A 17,288-nucleotide genomic window follows, 5' to 3' on the forward strand; every position below is an offset into this window, starting at 1 on the left:
CTCTTAAATTGACACCAAAAATCATCTGACACCGCACCGGGACCAGCCCGGCGCGGCACTGCTGCTGCGGATACTGCTTGCTATTTATGCGCGTTCGATCGCCAGCGCCACGCCCATGCCGCCGCCGATGCACAGCGAGGCCAGGCCCTTCTTGGCGTCGCGACGCACCATTTCGTGGATCAAGGTGACCAGGATGCGGGCGCCGGATGCACCGATCGGGTGCCCGATGGCGATGGCGCCGCCGTTGACGTTGATCTTGCTGGTGTCCCAGCCCATTTCCTTGTTCACGGCCACGGCCTGGGCGGCGAAGGCTTCGTTAATCTCCATCAGGTCCAGGTCGTCCGGGGTCCAGCCGGCCTTTTTCAGGCACAGCCTGGTGGCCGAGACCGGGCCCATGCCCATCAAGGCCGGGTCCAGGCCGGACGAGGCGTAGGCCTTGACCTTGGCCAGCACCGGCAGGCCCAGTTCCTTGGCCTTGGTGGCGGACATCATGATGACGGCGGCGGCGCCGTCGTTCAGGCCGGAGGCGTTGCCGGCGGTGACCGAACCGTCCTTGGCGAACGCCGGACGCAGGCCGGACAGCGCTTCGATGGTCGAACCCGGTTTGACGTATTCATCGCTGTCGAACACGATGCTGCCCTTTTTCTGGACGATTTCCAGCGGCAGGATCTCATCCTTGAACTTGCCGGCTTTTTGCGCCGCTTCCGCCTTCAGCTGCGAGTTCAGCGCGAACTCGTCCTGCTCGGTGCGGGAAATCTCGTATTTCTTCGCGACGTTCTCGGCGGTGGTGCCCATGTGGTACTGGTTGTAGGCGTCCCACAGGCCGTCGACGATCATGGAGTCGACCATCTTGAAGTCGCCCATGCGGAAACCGTCGCGCGAACCGTTCATGACGTGCGGCGAGGCGCTCATGTTTTCCTGGCCGCCGGCGATGATGATTTCGGCGTCGCCGGCCTTGATGGCTTGCGCCGCCAGGTGGGTGGCCTTCAGGCCGCTGCCGCACACGTGGTTGATGGTGAAACCAGGAATGGTGTTCGGCAGGCCGGCCTTGATGACGGCCTGGCGGGCCGGATTCTGGCCGACGCCGGCGGTCAGCACCTGGCCGAGGATGGCTTCGCTGATCAGGTTCGGATCGATACCGGTCTGGGCCAGCAGGCCCTTGATCACATGTGCGCCCAATTCGGAAGCCGGCGTCTTGGCCAGGCTACCACCGAATTTGCCGACACCAGTACGGCCAGCGGCCACGATAACTACATCATCCATTTGACTCTCCAATGCGCCGGCCAAGGCCGGCTTAGTTTAGCAACAACGCGAACTTCGATAATACGCTTCGAGCGACAGGGTCGTGCGGTGTTTCGATGGTGCGTCGCCGCGAGAACTTTCCCAGGGTATGACAGGGTTTCTCCAGCAGCATCCGTGCCAACGACCAGCAATCGTTGGGCACCCATCGTAAGCGTCGCACATGGTGGCAACTTTGACTTGCGTCAAAGGCGCCGCATTCATTCTGAAGAAACAATGTCAGCCTGTCACGATAATAATTTGATACCGTCCAAGGTGCTGGCGCACTGTTCGCGTATCACGTTGACGAAGTCGAGCACGTAGGCCTTGTGCTTCTGCGCCTCCGGCACCGACACGAACAAATCGCTCCACAAACCCTGCTCGCCGATCGGCCTGGCGATCACGTAGTCGTAGTCGACATAATTCTTGATCGCCCAGTTCGGCAGCGCGGCGATGCCGCGCCGGCTGGCCACCAATTGCAGCACCGCCACCGTCAGTTCGGCGGTGCGGCGTTCGAAGTGGATGTTGGCCGGCTGCAGCACTTCGCGGATCAGGTCGATGCGGCTTTCCGGCACCGGGTAGGTGATCAGCGTTTCGCCTTCAAAATCAGCCGCTTGCAGGCGGCGCTGCGCCGCCAGCCGGTGCTTCTGCGCCATCACCACCAGGATCTCGAAGCGGAACAGCGGGAAGGTGGCGAAGTCCGGGCCGTAGGGCGAGCCGATCACCAGATCGGCGGCGCCGCTGCGCAGCAGCTCGGCCGGCTCGCTGTGGAAGCCCGACACCAGGTCGATTTCCACTTCCGGCCAGCGTTTGCGGAATTCATCCATCACCGGCATCAGCCAGTCGAAGCAGGTATGGCACTCCAGCGCCACGCGCAGCTGGCCGGTGTCGCCCTGGGTCAGGCGCGCCACTTCGCGCTCGGCCGCCTCGATTTCCGGCAGCAGCAGATCGGCCAGCTTGAGCAGCCGGGCGCCGGTGGCGGTAAACCCGATCGGCACGGATTTTCGCTCAAAAAGCGGCCCACCGTAGCGATCTTCCAGCAACTTGATTTGATGCGACAGGGCTGACTGCGTCAGGTTCAGCAGTTGCGCGGCACGCACCAGGCTGCCGGCGGAACGGAGGGCGCTCAGGGTGCGCAGGTGGCGTATCTCTAGCATGGTCTATTAAATTTTTTCATGTGAAGCCGCAAAATCTTTCGTTTTGATTATAGACCGGATTGCCGCACACTTTATATCACCAATATTAAATGCGGATGACATCAAAATGACAACATCGAATAAAGCCATACAAAGCCACATCCCGGGCTTTCCACGCATCGGCGCGGCGCGCGAACTGAAGTTCGCGCTGGAAGCCAACTGGCGCGGCGAACTGCCGGACGCCGAGCTGGAAACCGTCGGCCGCGCACTGCGCGCCCGCCACTGGGCCCTGCAGCAGCAGGCCGGGCTGGACTTCGTCACGGTCGGCGATTTCGCCTTCTACGACCAGGTCGCCAACCACATCCAGCTGCTGGGCTGCGAGCCGGCCCGCTACGGCTTCAGCGCCGATCAGTCGCAATTGAGCCGCTATTTCGCCATGGCGCGCGGCAACGGCGCCAAGGTCGAGCCGGCCGCCTGCGGCCACGACCATTCGCACGACGACGGCCAGCTGCACGCCTCGGCCGCGCTGGAAATGACCAAGTGGTTCGATACCAACTACCACTACCTGGTGCCGGAATTCACGCCGGAAACCGCCTTTTCGCTGGCCTGCGAGCGCCTGTTCGACGAAGTGGCCGAAGCGCTGGCGCTGGGCCATGCGGTCAAGGCCGTGCTGCTGGGCCCCTTGAGTTTCCTGTGGCTGGGCAAGGCCAAGGACGCCGGCTTCGATCGCCTCAGCCTGCTGGACCAGCTGCTGCCGGTCTACGGCCAGGTGCTGGACCGCCTGAAGGCGCTGGGCGTGCAGTGGGTGCAGATCGACGAGCCCATCCTCGGCCTCGACCTGCCGGCGCCGTGGCGCAGCGCGTTTGAAAACAGCTACTGGCAGCTGAACCAGGTCGGCGTGCCGCTGCTGCTGGCCACCTATTTCTCGCCGCTGGAAGAAAACCTCAGCCTGGCCTGCCGCCTGCCGGTGGCCGGCCTGCACGTGGACGGCGTGCGCGCGCCGCAGGAACTGGCCAGCATCGCCGACTGGCTGCCGGTGCACAAGGTGCTGTCGGTCGGCATCGTCGATGGCCGCAACATCTGGCGCACCGACCTCGACGCGGCGCTGGCCACGCTGGCGCCTATCGTCGAAAAACGCGGCGGCAAGCTGTGGCTGTCGTCCTCGTGCTCGCTGCTGCACGTGCCGTTCACCTTGGCGGCGGAAAGCGCGCTCGATGCTGAAATCCGTTCATGGCTGGCCTTCGCCACCGAAAAACTGGACGAGCTGTATGTGCTCAAGCAAGCGCTGCAGGGAGAGTACGACGCCGCCACCGCCGAGGCGCTGGACCTCGCGCGCGCCGCCATCGCCAGCCGCCGCGCCAGCCCGCGCGTGCACCAGGACGCCGTGCGCGAGCGCATCGCCGCGCTGCCGGCCGACGCCGACCAGCGCCGTTCGAGCTTCGTCCAGCGCCAGGCCGAGCAGCGCGCGCGCTTCAAGCTGCCGGCCTTCCCGACCACCACCATCGGCTCGTTCCCGCAGACGGCCAACATCCGCGCCGCCCGCGCCGGCTTCAAGCGCGGCGAACTGAGCGCCGCCAGCTACCACAGCAAGATGCGCGAAGAAATCGCCTACGCCGTGCGGCGCCAGGAAGACCTCGGCCTGGACGTGCTGGTGCACGGCGAAGCCGAGCGCAACGACATGGTCGAATATTTCGGCGAGCAGTTGCAAGGCTTCGTCTTCACGCAGCTGGGCTGGGTGCAATCGTACGGCTCGCGCTGCGTCAAGCCGCCCGTCATCTACGGCGACGTCAGCCGTCCGAAAGCCATGACGGTGGACTGGACCGTGCACGCGCAAAGCCTGACCGGCAAGCCGATGAAGGGCATGCTGACCGGCCCGATCACGATTTTGCAATGGTCGTTCGTGCGCGACGACCAGCCGCGCGCGCTCACCGCGCTGCAGATCGCGCTGGCGATCCGCGACGAGGTGGCCGACCTGGAGCAGGCCGGCATCGGCATCATCCAGATCGACGAGCCGGCCGTGCGCGAAGGCTTGCCGCTGCGCCGCAGCCGCTGGGACGAATACCTGGACTGGGCCACGCGCGCCTTCCGCGTGTCGGCCAGCGCGGCGGCCGACGGCACGCAGATCCACACCCATATGTGCTACGCCGAGTTCAACGACATCCTGCCGCAGATCGCCGCCATGGATGCCGACGTCATCACCATCGAGACCAGCCGCTCGGACATGGAGCTGCTGAACGGCTTCGGCCAGTTCCGCTATCCGAACGAGATCGGCCCCGGCGTGTATGACATCCACTCGCCGCGCGTGCCGGGCCAGGCCGAGATGGTGCGGCTGTTGCGGAAAGCCAGCGCGGTGATCCCGCCGGCAAATCTGTGGGTCAATCCGGATTGCGGACTGAAAACCCGTGGCTGGGCGGAAACCGAAACCGCGCTGCGCAACATGGTGGCCGCCGCCCGCCAGCTGCGCGCCGAGCACGCGATCTACTAAGCAGCATCGTGGCGGCGGCCTGCCGGGCCGCCGCCATCCCGCATTTTTACTGGCCCAGTACGGTGCCAGCCCTCCCCATCCATCGTTTTCCACAGTAAAATGCTGGTGCCTGCGCATGCGCGCGAGGTTAACCCTCTATTACTGTCGCCCATGTCCAAGAGCCTGTTTCAAAAGCCCATAGAAATTAAGATTTCCACCGTCGTCGCAGTCTCCGCCATCCTGTCCACGGCGGACCGCCTGGCCCTCGACGCCGCGCTGGCCGAAATGACCGGCGGCACCACCGACTTCTTCGAAGACGACCTGACCGTGATCGACGTCGCCGCGTTGCCGGCCGGCAGCGAGATCGACTGGGCCGGCATCATCGCCCTGCTGAAGAAATACCGTTTGAATCCGGTCGCCGTGCGCAACGCGTCGCCGGCCATGGCCGCGGAGATCGCCTCCCACGGCCTGAGCGTGGAAACCGCGACCAGGCCGCGCGAAGAGCAGGAGCCCGCCGCGGCGCCGGCCAAGGCCGCTCCGGCGGCCGCACCAGCGCCAGCCGCCGCCGCGCCAGCCGAAGCCCAGCCCGGCAACGCCGGCGTGATGATCATCGACACCCCGGTGCGCGCCGGCCAGCGCATCTACGCGCGCGGCTGCGACCTGATCATCACCGCCGTGGTCAACAACGGCGCCGAGATCATCGCCGACGGCAGCATCCATGTGTACGCCACGCTGAACGGCCGCGCGCTGGCTGGCGCTTCCGGCAACGCCGAGGCGCGCATCTTTGCGATGAATATGTCGCCGGAGTTAGTCTCCATTGCCGGCGTTTACCGCACTTTTGAAGACGGCTTCCCGGCCGAATATGCACGTTCCCCTGCGCAAATTCGCTTGGTCGGCGACCGAATCGATATACTATCTGTCAATTCTGCAAACCGCGCTTGAGTAGCAACTCTCTGAAAAGGATTTTTTTGTGGCGAGAATTATTGTTGTAACGTCCGGTAAGGGCGGTGTCGGTAAGACGACTTCCAGCGCCAGCTTCTCCACCGGGCTGGCCATGCGCGGCCATAAAACCGCGGTGATCGACTTCGACGTCGGCCTGCGCAACCTCGACCTGATCATGGGCTGCGAACGCCGCGTGGTGTACGACCTGATCAATGTGATCAACAAAGAGGCATCGCTGACCCAGGCGCTGATCAAGGACAAGCACTGCGACAACCTGTTCATCCTGCCGGCGTCGCAAACGCGCGACAAGGATGCGCTGTCGGAAGACGGCGTGGAAATCGTGCTGCACGAACTGATCAACATGGGCTTCGAGTTCATCATCTGCGATTCGCCGGCCGGCATCGAGCACGGCGCGCTGATGGCGCTGACCTTCGCCGACGAAGCGATCATCGTCACCAACCCGGAAGTGTCGTCGGTGCGCGATTCGGACCGCATCCTCGGCATCATCCAGGCCAAGTCGCGCCGCGCCCAGACCGGCGGCGAGCCCGTCAAAGAGCACCTGCTGATCACCCGCTACTCGCCGAAACGCGTGGAAGCGGACGAAATGCTGTCGTACGAAGATGTGCAGGAAATCCTGCGCATTCCACTGATCGGCATCATTCCGGAATCGGAATCGGTGCTGCACGCGTCGAACCAGGGTAACCCGGCGATTCACTTCAAGGGCACCGATGTTGCGGAAGCCTACGAAGATGTGGTGTCGCGCTTCCTCGGCCAGGAATTGCCGTTGCGCTTCACTAACTACGAGAAGCCTGGCCTGCTGCAGCGTATTTTCGGGAGCAAGTAATCATGGCCCTGCTTTCTTTCCTGTTCCCGCAAAAACCCAAAACCGCCACCGCGGCCAAGGAGCGGTTGCAGATCATCATCGCGCGCGAGCGCAATGGCCGCAGCGGTCCCGACTTCCTGCCGGCGCTGCACAAGGAGTTGATCGAGGTGATTTCGAAATACACCAAGGTCAACGCCGACGACATCAAGATCTCGCTGGACCGCCAGGGCAACCTGGAGGTGCTGGACGTGAACGTGGTGCTGCCGGACGCCTAGGCACGGCGGCGCGCTACAGCGGCCGGGCGATCCCGGCCGTCACCAGTTCCTGCGCCACCTTGGCGCAGGCATCCACATGCTGGTAGCCGATCTGCCGGAACGCCATAAAGCCGATGCCGGCCGAGGCCAGTTGTCCGGCCAGCGGCACCAGCTTGGTCGCCTGGCGCGCCACCGTCTTCAGGCCGGTGCGGCGCAACAAGTGCAGCACCACTTCCCGCGTCACCAACTTCCCCACCAGCATGCCGCCGACGCCGATCGCCGCCTCGTAGGCGATCAGCCGGAACTTCGGCTGCATGCGCTCGATCTGCTGCGCCGTCAGGCCGAACTCCTGGTTGATGTCGTCGATCAGCAGCGAGAACAGGCGCAGGTCGGACACCACGTCCAGCCCCGGTATCGGCACCGCCGCCACGCCGGCCGAGACCATCGCGCGGCGCCGCACCAGCTTGCGGCAACGCTCGCGCACGGCCTCGATATCGCGCTCGGTCCCCGGGACCAGCGTCCAATTTGTGTCTTTTTTCAGTCCCATGCGTACTCCCTGCGGTCAGCCGGCTTTCTTTCCTTTTTTCAACTTCTTCATTGAATTCAGCGTTTTTCCAGTGTACCGTGTAATGGTTGTACAGGTGTGCACGGTGGATTTTCGAGTTGTCGTCAGGGAAATATTAGTGCATTAAGAAAAATAGTTAGCCATTTTGCTAACTATTTTTGTAAATCTCTGTTATATTTGTAGTGACTTCTCCTTAACATAATTTCCTACAGGCAGTAGTATGAGAATCGCCGTACTTGACAACGACCGCAGCCAGGCCGAACTGATCTGCCAGGTGCTGACCTCGGCAGGCCACGTCTGCCACAGCTTCCAGACCGCCAAGGACGTGCTGGCGCAATTGCGCAAGGACAGCTACGACATGCTGATCCTCGACTGGCAAGTGGTCGATCTCAGTGGGGCGGAAGTGCTGCGCCGCGCCCGCGAAAAACTGCCCGACAACGCCCCGGTACTGTTCCTGACCACCAGCTCGGGCGAGGACGACATCGTCGCCGGCCTGGCCGCCGGCGCCGACGACTACATGATCAAACCGTTGCGCCGCAGCGAAATGGTGGCCCGCGTGCAAGCTTTGCTGCGGCGCGCCTACCCGGCGCAAAATGGCGCCGAACAATTACAATTTGGTCAGTATGTGTTCGAGACCCGTCCCGGCCGTTTGTTGATGGATGGCATCGTTTTGGACGTCACCCACAAAGAGTTCTACCTGGCACTGTTATTTTTCCGCAACATCGGCCGCCCGCTGTCGCGCGCCTACATCCATGAAGCGGTGTGGATACGCGAGACCGCCGTGCCGTCGCGCACCATGGACACCCACGTGTCCCGCGTCCGCAATAAATTGCAATTAAAACCAGAAAACGGCTTCCGCCTGGTGCCGGTCTACAGCTACGGCTACCGCCTGGAAAAACTGGGCGCCTGATCGGGCCCTCGATATGGCCGGTATGCTGCCTGGGATATAGGCAGCCACAGGCAACCTACGGGTACAACACGGTATAATGTCCGAACACTCAACGCACGGACCCGAAATGCAGCTGCTTGCCGTCGGCCTCAACCACAACACTGCCCCCGTCTCGCTGCGCGAGCAGCTGGCGTTCGCCCCTGAGCAACTGGGGCAGGCGGTGGTGGCGGCGCGTTCCTGGTTCGAGCGCATCGACCATCGCGGCAGCGACGAGGCGGCGATCCTGTCGACCTGCAACCGCACCGAGCTGTACGCGGCCAGCCGCGTGCCCGATCCGCTGGCCGCCGGCGCCCACTTCCTGGCCGACTTCCACCAGCTGAACTACGCCGAACTGCGCCCGCACCTGTACCTGCTGCCGCAGCACGACGCCGTGCGCCACACCTTCCGCGTCGCCTCCGGACTCGATTCGATGGTGCTGGGCGAGACGCAAATCCTCGGCCAGATCAAGGACGCGATCCGCACCGCCGACGAAGCGGGCGGCCTGGGCACCTATCTGCACCAGCTGTTCCAGCGCTCGTTCTCGGTCGCCAAGGAAGTGCGCAGCACCACCGAGATCGGCGCCCACAGCGTGTCGATGGCGGCCGCCGCCGTGCGGCTGTCGCAGCGCATCTTCGACAAGATCGCCGAGCAGAACGTGCTGTTCATCGGCGCCGGCGAGATGATCGAGCTGTGCGCCACCCACTTCGCGGCGCAGAATCCCAAGTCCATCACCATCGCCAACCGCACGCTGGACCGCGGCGAGATCCTGGCGCACCGCTTCGGCGGCCGCGCCATCCGCCTGGCCGAGCTGCAGGACAAGCTGCACCAGTACGACATCGTCATCTCCTGCACCGCCTCGTCGCTGCCGCTGATCGGCCTGGGCATGGTGGAGCGCGCGATCAAGGCCCGTCGCCACAAGCCGATGTTCATGGTCGACCTGGCCGTGCCGCGCGATATCGAAACCGAAGTGGGCCGCCTCAACGACGTCTTCCTGTACACCGTGGACGACCTGGGCAAGGTGGTCCAGACCGGCATGGAAAACCGCCAGGCCGCCGTGGCCCAGGCCGAAGCCATCATCGAGACCCGGGTGCAATCGTTCATGCACTGGATCGACGACCGCGCCGTGGTGCCGGTCATCCAGAGCCTGCAGGAAAACGGCGAGGCGCTGCGCCAGCTGGAACTGGAACGCGCCCGCAAGATGCTGGCCAGGGGCGACGACATCGACGCCGTGCTGGAAGCCCTGTCCAAGGGCCTGACCGCGAAATTCATGCACGGACCGCAGCAGGCGCTGCACCGCGCGCAGGGCGAGGAACGCGCCCACCTGGCCGAGCTGCTGCCGCAGCTGTTCCGCGGCCGTCGTTAGCGCCACTGCCTGACCAGCGCGCGCGCCACGCCGCCGCGCACTCCCCGCCGCCACTGCGCGGCATCTGCTCCAACTCCTTTACCGAATACGCTATGAAACCATCCATGCTGGGCAAGCTCGATCAATTGGCAAACCGCTTGGTCGAACTCGATGAATTGCTGATGAGCGAAGGCGCGACCAGTAATATGGACGCCTACCGCAAGATGACCCGCGAGCACGCCGAACTCGGCCCGCTGGTGGCGCTGTACAAGTCCTACCAGGAAGCCGTCGGCGACCAGGCCGCCGCGCAGGAGATGCTGGCCGATCCCGAGATGAAGGACTTCGCGCAGGACGAGATCGAAGCGGCCAAGACCCGCCTGGCGGAGCTGGAACTGGAGCTGCAGAAGATGCTGCTGCCGAAGGACGCCAACGACGAGCGCAACATCTTCCTGGAGATCCGCGCCGGCACCGGCGGCGACGAATCGGCGCTGTTCGCCGGCGACCTGCTGCGCATGTACACCCGCTTCGCCGAGCGCAATCGCTGGCAGGTGGAAGTGGTGTCGGAATCGGCGTCCGACCTGGGCGGCTACCGCGAGGTGATCGTGCGCCTGATCGGCAACAGCGTCTACTCCAAGCTGAAGTTCGAATCCGGCGGCCACCGCGTGCAGCGCGTGCCGGCCACCGAAACCCAGGGCCGCATCCACACCTCCGCCTGCACCGTGGCGGTGATGCCGGAGGCGGACGAGGTGGAGGACGTCAACATCAACCCGGCCGAGCTGCGCATCGACACCTACCGCGCCTCCGGCGCCGGCGGGCAGCACATCAACAAGACCGATTCGGCGGTGCGCATCACCCACCTGCCGACCGGCATCGTGGTCGAGTGCCAGGACGACCGTTCGCAGCACAAGAACAAGGCGCAGGCGATGAAGGTGCTGGCCGCGCGCATCAAGGACGTGCAGCTGCGCGAGCAGCAGTCGAAGGAGGCGGCCACCCGCAAGAGCCTGATCGGCTCGGGCGACCGCAGCGAACGCATCCGCACCTACAACTTCCCGCAGGGCCGCATGACGGACCACCGCATCAACCTGACCTTGTACAAGCTGGACTTCATCATGGACGGCGACCTGACGGAGCTGACCAATGCGCTGGCCGCCGAACACCAGGCCGAGCTGCTGGCGGCGCTGGGCGATTAAGCCGAAGTTAACGCCGGCCTAAGGCTGAAGCGACAACTTTGTGCGAGAATTGCCCGCTACTTCCCTCGAATCGGATCACCCCATGCTACATACGCGCTCCCTGCTGCTGTCCACCGCCATCGCCTGCTTCGGCCTGATCGGCGTCGCCCTGTATTTGCAGATCGGCCTGGACATGCTGCCATGCCCGCTGTGCGTGATCCAGCGCTACCTGTTCATCGCCATCGGCATCTTCTGCCTGCTCGGCGCCTACACCAAGCCCAAGCTGGGCGCCGGCCTTGGCCTGCTGGCCGCATTGGGCGGCCTGTACACCGCCGGCAAGCACCTGTACCTCCTGGCCCATCCCGGCCTGTCGTGCGGCATCGACCCGGTCGAGACCTTCCTCAACAAGATCCCCACCGCGACCTACCTGCCCACCCTGTTCCACGCCGACGGCCTGTGCGAGGACGCGCTGGCGCCGTGGTTCGGCCTGTCGATTCCGCAGTGGTCCTTCCTCGGCTTCGGCCTGTGCACGCTGGGCCTGGCCTGGCTGCTGATCCGCCGCACACGCTGATGATCGCCGACACCAGCGCCATCACCGCCGGCGTCACCATCGGCGCGCTGCAAGTGCAGTCCCTGCTGGACCCGCTGGACAACCGCGTGCTGCTGTGCCACGCGCTGGGCCTGTCGCGCGTCAGCCTGATCACCCAGTCCGAACGCGCACTCGACGCCGAACAGGCCGCGCGTTTCGCCGCGCTGGTGCGGCGCCGCGTGGCCGGCGAACCGGTCGCCTACATCGTCGGCCAGCGCGAGTTTTTCGGCCTGCCGTTCGAAGTCAACGGCGCCGTGCTGATCCCCCGCCCGGACACCGAACTGCTGGTCGAACTGACGCTGGACCGCCTGCCGCCGCAAGGCCGCGTGCTGGACATGGGCACCGGCAGCGGCGCCATCGCCGTGGCGCTGGCCCACACCCGGCGCGACGCCGCCGTCACCGCGCTCGACGTCAGCCCGGAAGCGCTGGCCGTGGCGCGCCGCAACGCCGCCGCCAACGGCGCCCACGTCAATTTCCTGCAAAGCGACTGGTACGCGGCGCTGCAAGGCCAGCCGTCGTTCGACGTCATCGCCTCCAACCCGCCCTACATCGCCAGCGGCGACCGCCACCTGTCCGAAGGCGACCTGCGCTACGAACCGGCAGGCGCGCTGACCGACCATGCGGACGGCCTGTCGGCGCTGCGCATCATCGTCGCCGGCGCCGCCGCCCATCTGAAGCCGCAAGGCTGGCTGCTGATGGAGCACGGCTACGACCAGGCCGCCGCCGTGCGCCAGTTGTTGACCGGGCAAGCTTACACCGAGGTGCAAAGCTGGACCGACCTGGCCGGCATCGAGCGCGTCACCGGTGCGCGGGCGCACTGACAGCGCCATCCATCGCAATATTCTGGCTTTCGGCCACGGCTCCCAGTATTTGATAAACTAGCAAGCGATCTTCGGCGCCGTCGGGACTTTGGGCCGGCGCCGACGCGATAGTCCGTTTTCGGTTAATCTCGCACCTCACGCTTTGATGCAACACTTGCCGCACTACGAAAGGAAGATCCAATTGTCCAATCTTTTGACTCGCCGCCTGGCCTTGCTGGCCCAGCCAGAGCACCGTCCGGTGCTGGGTGGCTTGCGTGGCATCGAACGAGAAACGCTGCGGGTGGACCCGCGCGGCCACCTGGCGGCGACGCCGCATCCGCTGGCCCTGGGCTCGGCCCTGACGCACCCGCAGATCACCACCGACTACGCCGAAACGCTGCTGGAGTTCATCACCCCGGCCGAGGCCGACATCGCCACCACGATTAGCAAGCTCGACGGCATCCACCGCCACGCCTACAGCAAGCTGGGCGACGAGCTGCTGTGGAGCCAGTCCATGCCCTGCCAGCTGCCGGGCGAGGAAGACATCGAGATCGCCTGGTACGGCAGCTCCAATATGGGCAGGCTCAAGCATGTGTACCGGCGCGGCCTGGCGCTGCGCTACGGCAAAGCCATGCAGTGCATCGCCGGCATCCACTACAACTACTCGCTGGACGAACGCCTGTGGCGCGTGCTGGCCGAGCATGAGGGCAACGACAAGCGCCTGACCTCCAAGGCCTTCCAGTCCGAAGCCTACCTGGCGACGATCCGCAACTTCCGCCGCTACAGCTGGCTGCTGATGTATCTGTTCGGCGCCTCGCCGGTGCTGTCGACCAGCTTCCTGCGCGGCCGTCCGCACAAGCTCGAAACGCTGTCCGACGACACGCTCTACCTGCCCTACGCCACCAGCCTGCGCATGAGCGACCTGGGTTACCAGAACGACGCGCAATCGGGACTGAGCCCGCATGAAAACTGCCTGGACAGCTATGTCGCCGCCCTGACCAAGGCCGTCAACCAGCCCTACGAACCGTATGCGGAAATGGGCACCAAGCGCGACGGCGAATGGATACAGCTGAGCACCAACGTGCTGCAGATCGAGAACGAGTACTACTCCACCATCCGCCCCAAGCGCGTGATCCAGACCGGCGAACGGCCGATCCAGGCGCTGTGCGCGCGCGGCGTGCAGTACATCGAAGTGCGCTGCATGGACGTCGACCCGTTCGAACCGGTCGGCATCAGCGTGCCGACCGGCCGCTTCCTCGACGCCTTCCTGCTGTTCTGCGCGCTGGAGGAAAGCCCGGCCATCGCGCCGGAAGAAAGCCTGCGCCACACCGAGAACTTCGCCCGCACCGTCAAGGAAGGCCGCCGTCCGGGCCTGACGCTCAACAGCGACCACGGCGAGATCAGCCTGCAAGCCTGGGGCCAGCAACTGCTCGAGCGCATCCGCCCGGTGGCGGCCCTGCTCGACGCCCAGCGCGGCGACACCGTCCATGCCGACGCCATGGCGCAGCAGGCGGCCAAGCTGCTCGACGCCGACCTGACGCCGTCGGCCAAGGTGCTGGCGGCGCTGCGCGCCAACGGCAAATCGTTCGCCGCCTTCGGCCTGGAGCAAAGCAGGCGGCACGCGGCCTACTTCCGCAGCCACGCCCCAAGCGCCGAACAAGCCGCCTACTTCGACGGCCTGGCCGCCGTCTCGCTGGCCGAGCAGGCGGAAATGGAGGCCGCGCCGCAGTCGAGCTTCGACGATTACGTCGCCGCCTACCGCGCCAGCAATCTGTGCCACTCCAGTACGGATTGCGACTAAACCAGGGGCCTCCTTGCTCACCTTCTACAACGAACTGCACGCGCAGCATTGCGGCCGCTACGAGATCTTCCGCGGCGAGATGGTGCCGTGCTTCGAAAAACCGGAGCGGGTCGACTCGGTGCTGGCGGAGCTGGGACGGCGCGGCCTGGGCAAGATCGTCACGCCGCACGGCGTGCCGCTGATGTCGCTGGAACGCATCCACTCGCCGCGCTACCTGCACTTCCTGCGCGGCGCCTGGAACGAATGGCTGGCGCTCGATCCGGCCAACGCCGGCAAGGACGCCTTCCCCGCCGTCTGGCCGATCCGCTCGCTGCGCGACGACATCGAGCCGGACAACTTCTGCGCCAAACTGGGACTGTATTCGATGGACAGCGGCACGCCGCTGACGGCCGGCACCTGGACCGCCGCCAAGACCGGCGCCGATTGCGCGGTCAACGCCGCGCACGCGCTGCGGCTGGGCGAGCGCGGCGCCTTCGTGCTGAGCCGCCCGCCGGGCCACCACGCGGGCGCGGATTTCTTCGGCGGCTACTGCTTCCTGAACAACGCCGCGCTGGCCGCGCAGCACATGCTCGACGACGGCGCCCGCAAGGTCGCCATCATCGACATCGACTACCACCACGGCAACGGCACCCAGAGCATCTTCTACAATCGCGACGACGTGCTGTTCATCTCCATCCACGCCGATCCGCGCAACGAGTATCCGTTCTACCTGGGCCACGCCGACGAGCGCGGCGAAGGCGCGGGGCTGGGCTACAACATGAACCTGCCGCTGGCGGCGGGCAGCTCGCCGCAGGCCTGGTTCGCGGCGCTGGAGACGGCCTGCATCCGCCTGGGCAGCTTCGCGCCGGACGCGCTGGTGGTGTCGCTGGGGGTGGACACCTTCGTCGGCGATCCGCTGTCGCGCTTCGCGCTGCAAAGCGCCGACTACCTGAAAATCGGCGAGCGCCTGGCCTGGCTGAACCTGCCCACCGCCTTCATCTTCGAGGGTGGCTACGCGGTCAAGGAGCTGGGCACCAACGTCGTCAACGTCCTCGAAGGTTACGAGACGGCGCTCTGACCCAACCATGAACAAACCTCTGCCCTGGGCCGACGACACGCCGCACCTGACCATCTGGTGCGCCGTGCTGTTTTGCTGTTTCAGCGCCCTGCTGGCGGCGGTGTATCTGCTGCCGCCGCTCGCCAGCCTGCTGTGCGTGGTGCCGCTGGCGTCCTACCTGATGCTGGGCCGTCACATGGGCATGGTGTACAGCATCGGCTGGTCGGTGCTGGGCCTGGCCGTGCTGGTGCTGCGGCCGGGCAGCTCCAGCGAGGCGCTGCTGGGCAGCGCCGCCGCCGTGCTGGGCACGGGCCTGCTGTCGCACTGGTTCGAGGCGCGGCGCGCGGCGCTGGCGGCGGTCTTGCGCCGCACCGCCTCGCTCGATCCGCTGACCGGACTGCACAACCATCTGTACCTGGAGGCGATCTTCAGCCAGCTCACGCGCAGCCAGCGCGGCAAGCCGCAGTCGGTGACGATGATGCTGGTGGCGCTGGCGCCCGGCGCCGACGACGCCCGGCTGATCGAGGCCGCGCGCCGGATCGAGGAAGTATGCCGCGCCAGCGACTGGGCCTTCCGCTTCGGCGACGACGGGTTCTGTGTGCTGGTGCCGTGGGTGTCGCAGGTGCAGGGCCAGCAGATCGCCGACCGTCTGCTGGCGCGCCTCAACGCGGAAGCGCAGGCGCCCGCCAGGCTGGGCCTGGCCCGCTGGCCGGAAGACGCGCAAACGCTGGCGCAACTTCACCAGATCGCCGCGCGCGGCTTGCAGGCGGATTACGCGCCTAACGCAGGAAAGGCCCCCAAGTCGGCTGCCTGACGTCGCCCTCCTGGGCGGTGAGCTTCTGCTTGACGCGGCCGTCCACCGACACCACCATCAGCGATTTGCGCCCGGCCGCTTCGGTGGCGTAGATGATGTACTTGCCGTTCGGCGCGAAGCTGGGCGACAGGTCGTCGGTGCTGTCGGACAGGCGCTGCTCCTGGCCGCTGGCCAGGTCCAGCACGTACAGCTGGTAGTTGCCGTCGCGGCGGGAAATGTAGGCCAGCGTCATGCCGTCGGGCGAGATGCGCGGGCTGATGTTGTAGCCGCCGGCGAAGGTGATGCGCTTGACCTCGCTGCCATCGACATTCATGCGGTAGATCTGCGGAGCGCCGCTGCGGTCGCTGGTGAAGTAGATGCTGCGGCCATCGGCCGAGAATTGCGCCTCGGTGTCGATGACGCCGCCGATGCCGTCGGACACGCGCCGCAAGCCGCCGCCGTCGGCGTTGACGGTGTAGATCTGGGTGTGGCCGTCGACCGACAGCGAGACGGCCAGCCTGGCGCCATCCGGCGACCAGGCCGGCGACGAGTTGCTGCCCTTCTCGTTGGCGACCACGGTGCGGGCCTGGGTGAGCAGGTTCTGCACATACACCACCGGCTTCTTCTGCTCGAACGACACGTAGGCGACCTTGCCGCCGTCCGGCGACCAGGCCGGTGAAATGATGGGGTCGTTCGAACGGCGCGCGGTCTGCTCGCCTTCGCCGTCAATATCGGCCACGGCCAGCTGGTAGCTGCTGCCCTCCTGCTTGACATAGGCCACGCGCGTCGCGAACGCGCCAGGCACGCCGGTCAGCCTGAAGAACACGTCGTCGGCGATCTTGTGCGCCGCCAGGCGCGCGGCCTGGCCGGGCACCGACTGGTCCTGGCGCGACAGCTGGCTGGCCTTGACGGTGTCGAACAATTTGTAGCGCACATCGTAGCGGCCGTCGGCCAGCGCCGACACCGTGCCCACCACCAGCGCATCGGCGCCCTTGGCCTTCCAGCCGGCGTAGTCAATGTTGTTGAGGTCGGCCACGGCGCCGGCGTCGATCACCTTGAACATGCCGCTGCGCTCCAGGTCGGCCTTGATGATGGCGGAGATCTGCTGCGGCGCCAGGATCTCATCGGCGAAGCCGGCCACGGCGACCGGAATCTGATTGCTGCCGACGCCGCTGATTTCAATCCGCATCTGCGCTTGCGCAACGCTGACGACGGCGGCCATGCCGGCGAAAATTAGGTAGTGTCTGAGTTTTTTCATGGGAGGCAAGGATAGTCGAAAACCCTGTCGGCGGCTACTTCGCTTTCACTATTCAATTGTTTTTCCAACGATAAATTATCGGTGTAGTATCCAACTTTGCATTCCTTCAT

16 protein-coding genes are annotated in these 17,288 nt (G+C 65.4%); 12 read left to right on the forward strand and 4 right to left on the reverse strand.

Going from position 1 to position 17,288, the window contains the following annotated elements:
• Nucleotides 1-84: 84 nt before the first annotated feature.
• Together AC1RMD_RS01315 and AC1RMD_RS01320 are read right to left on the reverse strand one after the other, a co-directional pair.
• Nucleotides 85-1,263 (reverse strand): acetyl-CoA C-acetyltransferase, encoded by a 1,179-nt coding sequence (locus AC1RMD_RS01315; protein ID WP_492922903.1) that lies wholly within the window; start codon nucleotides 1,261-1,263, stop codon nucleotides 85-87.
• Between the two features lie 263 nt (nucleotides 1,264-1,526).
• Complete coding sequence (locus tag AC1RMD_RS01320; protein WP_492922905.1) at nucleotides 1,527-2,435, reverse strand: LysR family transcriptional regulator; 909 nt, start codon at nucleotides 2,433-2,435, stop codon at nucleotides 1,527-1,529.
• 106 nt (nucleotides 2,436-2,541) lie between these two features.
• Between AC1RMD_RS01320 and metE the strand changes: the two genes are divergently transcribed.
• The 4 genes from metE to minE all read left to right on the forward strand — a co-directional run bounded on the left by metE (nucleotide 2,542) and on the right by minE (nucleotide 6,918).
• A complete protein-coding gene (gene metE, locus AC1RMD_RS01325; protein ID WP_492922907.1) occupies nucleotides 2,542-4,899 on the forward strand; it encodes a 5-methyltetrahydropteroyltriglutamate--homocysteine S-methyltransferase in 2,358 nt (785 codons plus the stop codon).
• 150 nt (nucleotides 4,900-5,049) lie between these two features.
• Nucleotides 5,050-5,820 carry a septum site-determining protein MinC gene (minC, locus tag AC1RMD_RS01330; protein WP_492922909.1) on the forward strand — a complete coding sequence of 257 codons (771 nt, stop codon included), beginning with the start codon at nucleotides 5,050-5,052 and terminating at the stop codon, nucleotides 5,818-5,820.
• Between the two features lie 28 nt (nucleotides 5,821-5,848).
• Complete coding sequence (gene minD / locus AC1RMD_RS01335; RefSeq protein WP_217941366.1) at nucleotides 5,849-6,664, forward strand: septum site-determining protein MinD; 816 nt, start codon at nucleotides 5,849-5,851, stop codon at nucleotides 6,662-6,664.
• A 2-nt stretch (nucleotides 6,665-6,666) separates the two neighbouring features.
• Nucleotides 6,667-6,918 carry a cell division topological specificity factor MinE gene (minE, locus tag AC1RMD_RS01340; protein WP_008443622.1) on the forward strand — a complete coding sequence of 84 codons (252 nt, stop codon included), beginning with the start codon at nucleotides 6,667-6,669 and terminating at the stop codon, nucleotides 6,916-6,918.
• A 13-nt stretch (nucleotides 6,919-6,931) separates the two neighbouring features.
• Here minE and AC1RMD_RS01345 read toward each other — a convergent pair whose 3' ends face one another.
• Nucleotides 6,932-7,444 (reverse strand): hypothetical protein, encoded by a 513-nt coding sequence (locus AC1RMD_RS01345; protein ID WP_492922912.1) that lies wholly within the window; start codon nucleotides 7,442-7,444, stop codon nucleotides 6,932-6,934.
• A gap of 238 nt (nucleotides 7,445-7,682) precedes the next feature.
• Between AC1RMD_RS01345 and AC1RMD_RS01350 the strand changes: the two genes are divergently transcribed.
• From AC1RMD_RS01350 to AC1RMD_RS01385, 8 genes are all read left to right on the forward strand, one after another.
• Nucleotides 7,683-8,372: a response regulator transcription factor gene (locus AC1RMD_RS01350; protein WP_492922914.1), complete on the forward strand. Its 690-nt coding sequence runs from the start codon at nucleotides 7,683-7,685 to the stop codon at nucleotides 8,370-8,372.
• Nucleotides 8,373-8,478: 106 nt separating this feature from the next.
• The gene (gene hemA / locus AC1RMD_RS01355) at nucleotides 8,479-9,753 is read left to right on the forward strand and encodes a glutamyl-tRNA reductase (protein ID WP_492922916.1); all 1,275 of its coding nucleotides are present in this window, start codon (nucleotides 8,479-8,481) and stop codon (nucleotides 9,751-9,753) included.
• 92 nt (nucleotides 9,754-9,845) lie between these two features.
• The gene (prfA, locus tag AC1RMD_RS01360; RefSeq protein ID WP_217941370.1) at nucleotides 9,846-10,922 is read left to right on the forward strand and encodes a peptide chain release factor 1; all 1,077 of its coding nucleotides are present in this window, start codon (nucleotides 9,846-9,848) and stop codon (nucleotides 10,920-10,922) included.
• An 82-nt stretch (nucleotides 10,923-11,004) separates the two neighbouring features.
• A complete protein-coding gene (locus AC1RMD_RS01365) occupies nucleotides 11,005-11,472 on the forward strand; it encodes a disulfide bond formation protein B (RefSeq protein ID WP_492922918.1) in 468 nt (155 codons plus the stop codon).
• Nucleotides 11,472-12,311 carry a peptide chain release factor N(5)-glutamine methyltransferase gene (prmC, locus tag AC1RMD_RS01370; protein ID WP_492922920.1) on the forward strand — a complete coding sequence of 280 codons (840 nt, stop codon included), beginning with the start codon at nucleotides 11,472-11,474 and terminating at the stop codon, nucleotides 12,309-12,311. The genes AC1RMD_RS01365 and prmC overlap by 1 nt, the downstream gene beginning before the upstream one ends.
• A 181-nt stretch (nucleotides 12,312-12,492) precedes the next feature.
• Nucleotides 12,493-14,091: a glutamate--cysteine ligase gene (gene gshA, locus AC1RMD_RS01375; RefSeq protein ID WP_492922922.1), complete on the forward strand. Its 1,599-nt coding sequence runs from the start codon at nucleotides 12,493-12,495 to the stop codon at nucleotides 14,089-14,091.
• A gap of 13 nt (nucleotides 14,092-14,104) precedes the next feature.
• Nucleotides 14,105-15,148: a histone deacetylase family protein gene (locus tag AC1RMD_RS01380; protein ID WP_492922924.1), complete on the forward strand. Its 1,044-nt coding sequence runs from the start codon at nucleotides 14,105-14,107 to the stop codon at nucleotides 15,146-15,148.
• 7 nt (nucleotides 15,149-15,155) lie between these two features.
• Complete coding sequence (locus AC1RMD_RS01385; RefSeq protein ID WP_492922926.1) at nucleotides 15,156-15,941, forward strand: diguanylate cyclase domain-containing protein; 786 nt, start codon at nucleotides 15,156-15,158, stop codon at nucleotides 15,939-15,941.
• Here the strand turns inward: AC1RMD_RS01385 and tolB are convergent.
• Nucleotides 15,907-17,178, reverse strand: coding sequence for a Tol-Pal system beta propeller repeat protein TolB (tolB, locus tag AC1RMD_RS01390; RefSeq protein WP_492922928.1), 1,272 nt, complete (start codon nucleotides 17,176-17,178; stop codon nucleotides 15,907-15,909). The two genes, AC1RMD_RS01385 and tolB, sit on opposite strands and share 35 nt — an antisense overlap.
• Nucleotides 17,179-17,288: the final 110 nt, after the last annotated feature.

Source organism: Duganella sp. GW822-FHT06D06, assembly GCF_058799615.1.

Coding starts and splice junctions, on each gene's coding strand:
- AC1RMD_RS01315 (WP_492922903.1), bottom strand. CDS start 1,263: ATGGATGATGTAGTTATCGTGGCCGCTGGCCGTACTGGTGTCGGCAAA.
- AC1RMD_RS01320 (WP_492922905.1), bottom strand. CDS start 2,435: ATGCTAGAGATACGCCACCTGCGCACCCTGAGCGCCCTCCGTTCCGCC.
- metE (WP_492922907.1), top strand. CDS start 2,542: ATGACAACATCGAATAAAGCCATACAAAGCCACATCCCGGGCTTTCCA.
- minC (WP_492922909.1), top strand. CDS start 5,050: ATGTCCAAGAGCCTGTTTCAAAAGCCCATAGAAATTAAGATTTCCACC.
- minE (WP_008443622.1), top strand. CDS start 6,667: ATGGCCCTGCTTTCTTTCCTGTTCCCGCAAAAACCCAAAACCGCCACC.
- AC1RMD_RS01345 (WP_492922912.1), bottom strand. CDS start 7,444: ATGGGACTGAAAAAAGACACAAATTGGACGCTGGTCCCGGGGACCGAG.
- AC1RMD_RS01350 (WP_492922914.1), top strand. CDS start 7,683: ATGAGAATCGCCGTACTTGACAACGACCGCAGCCAGGCCGAACTGATC.
- hemA (WP_492922916.1), top strand. CDS start 8,479: ATGCAGCTGCTTGCCGTCGGCCTCAACCACAACACTGCCCCCGTCTCG.
- prfA (WP_217941370.1), top strand. CDS start 9,846: ATGAAACCATCCATGCTGGGCAAGCTCGATCAATTGGCAAACCGCTTG.
- AC1RMD_RS01365 (WP_492922918.1), top strand. CDS start 11,005: ATGCTACATACGCGCTCCCTGCTGCTGTCCACCGCCATCGCCTGCTTC.
- prmC (WP_492922920.1), top strand. CDS start 11,472: ATGATCGCCGACACCAGCGCCATCACCGCCGGCGTCACCATCGGCGCG.
- AC1RMD_RS01385 (WP_492922926.1), top strand. CDS start 15,156: ATGAACAAACCTCTGCCCTGGGCCGACGACACGCCGCACCTGACCATC.
- tolB (WP_492922928.1), bottom strand. CDS start 17,178: ATGAAAAAACTCAGACACTACCTAATTTTCGCCGGCATGGCCGCCGTC.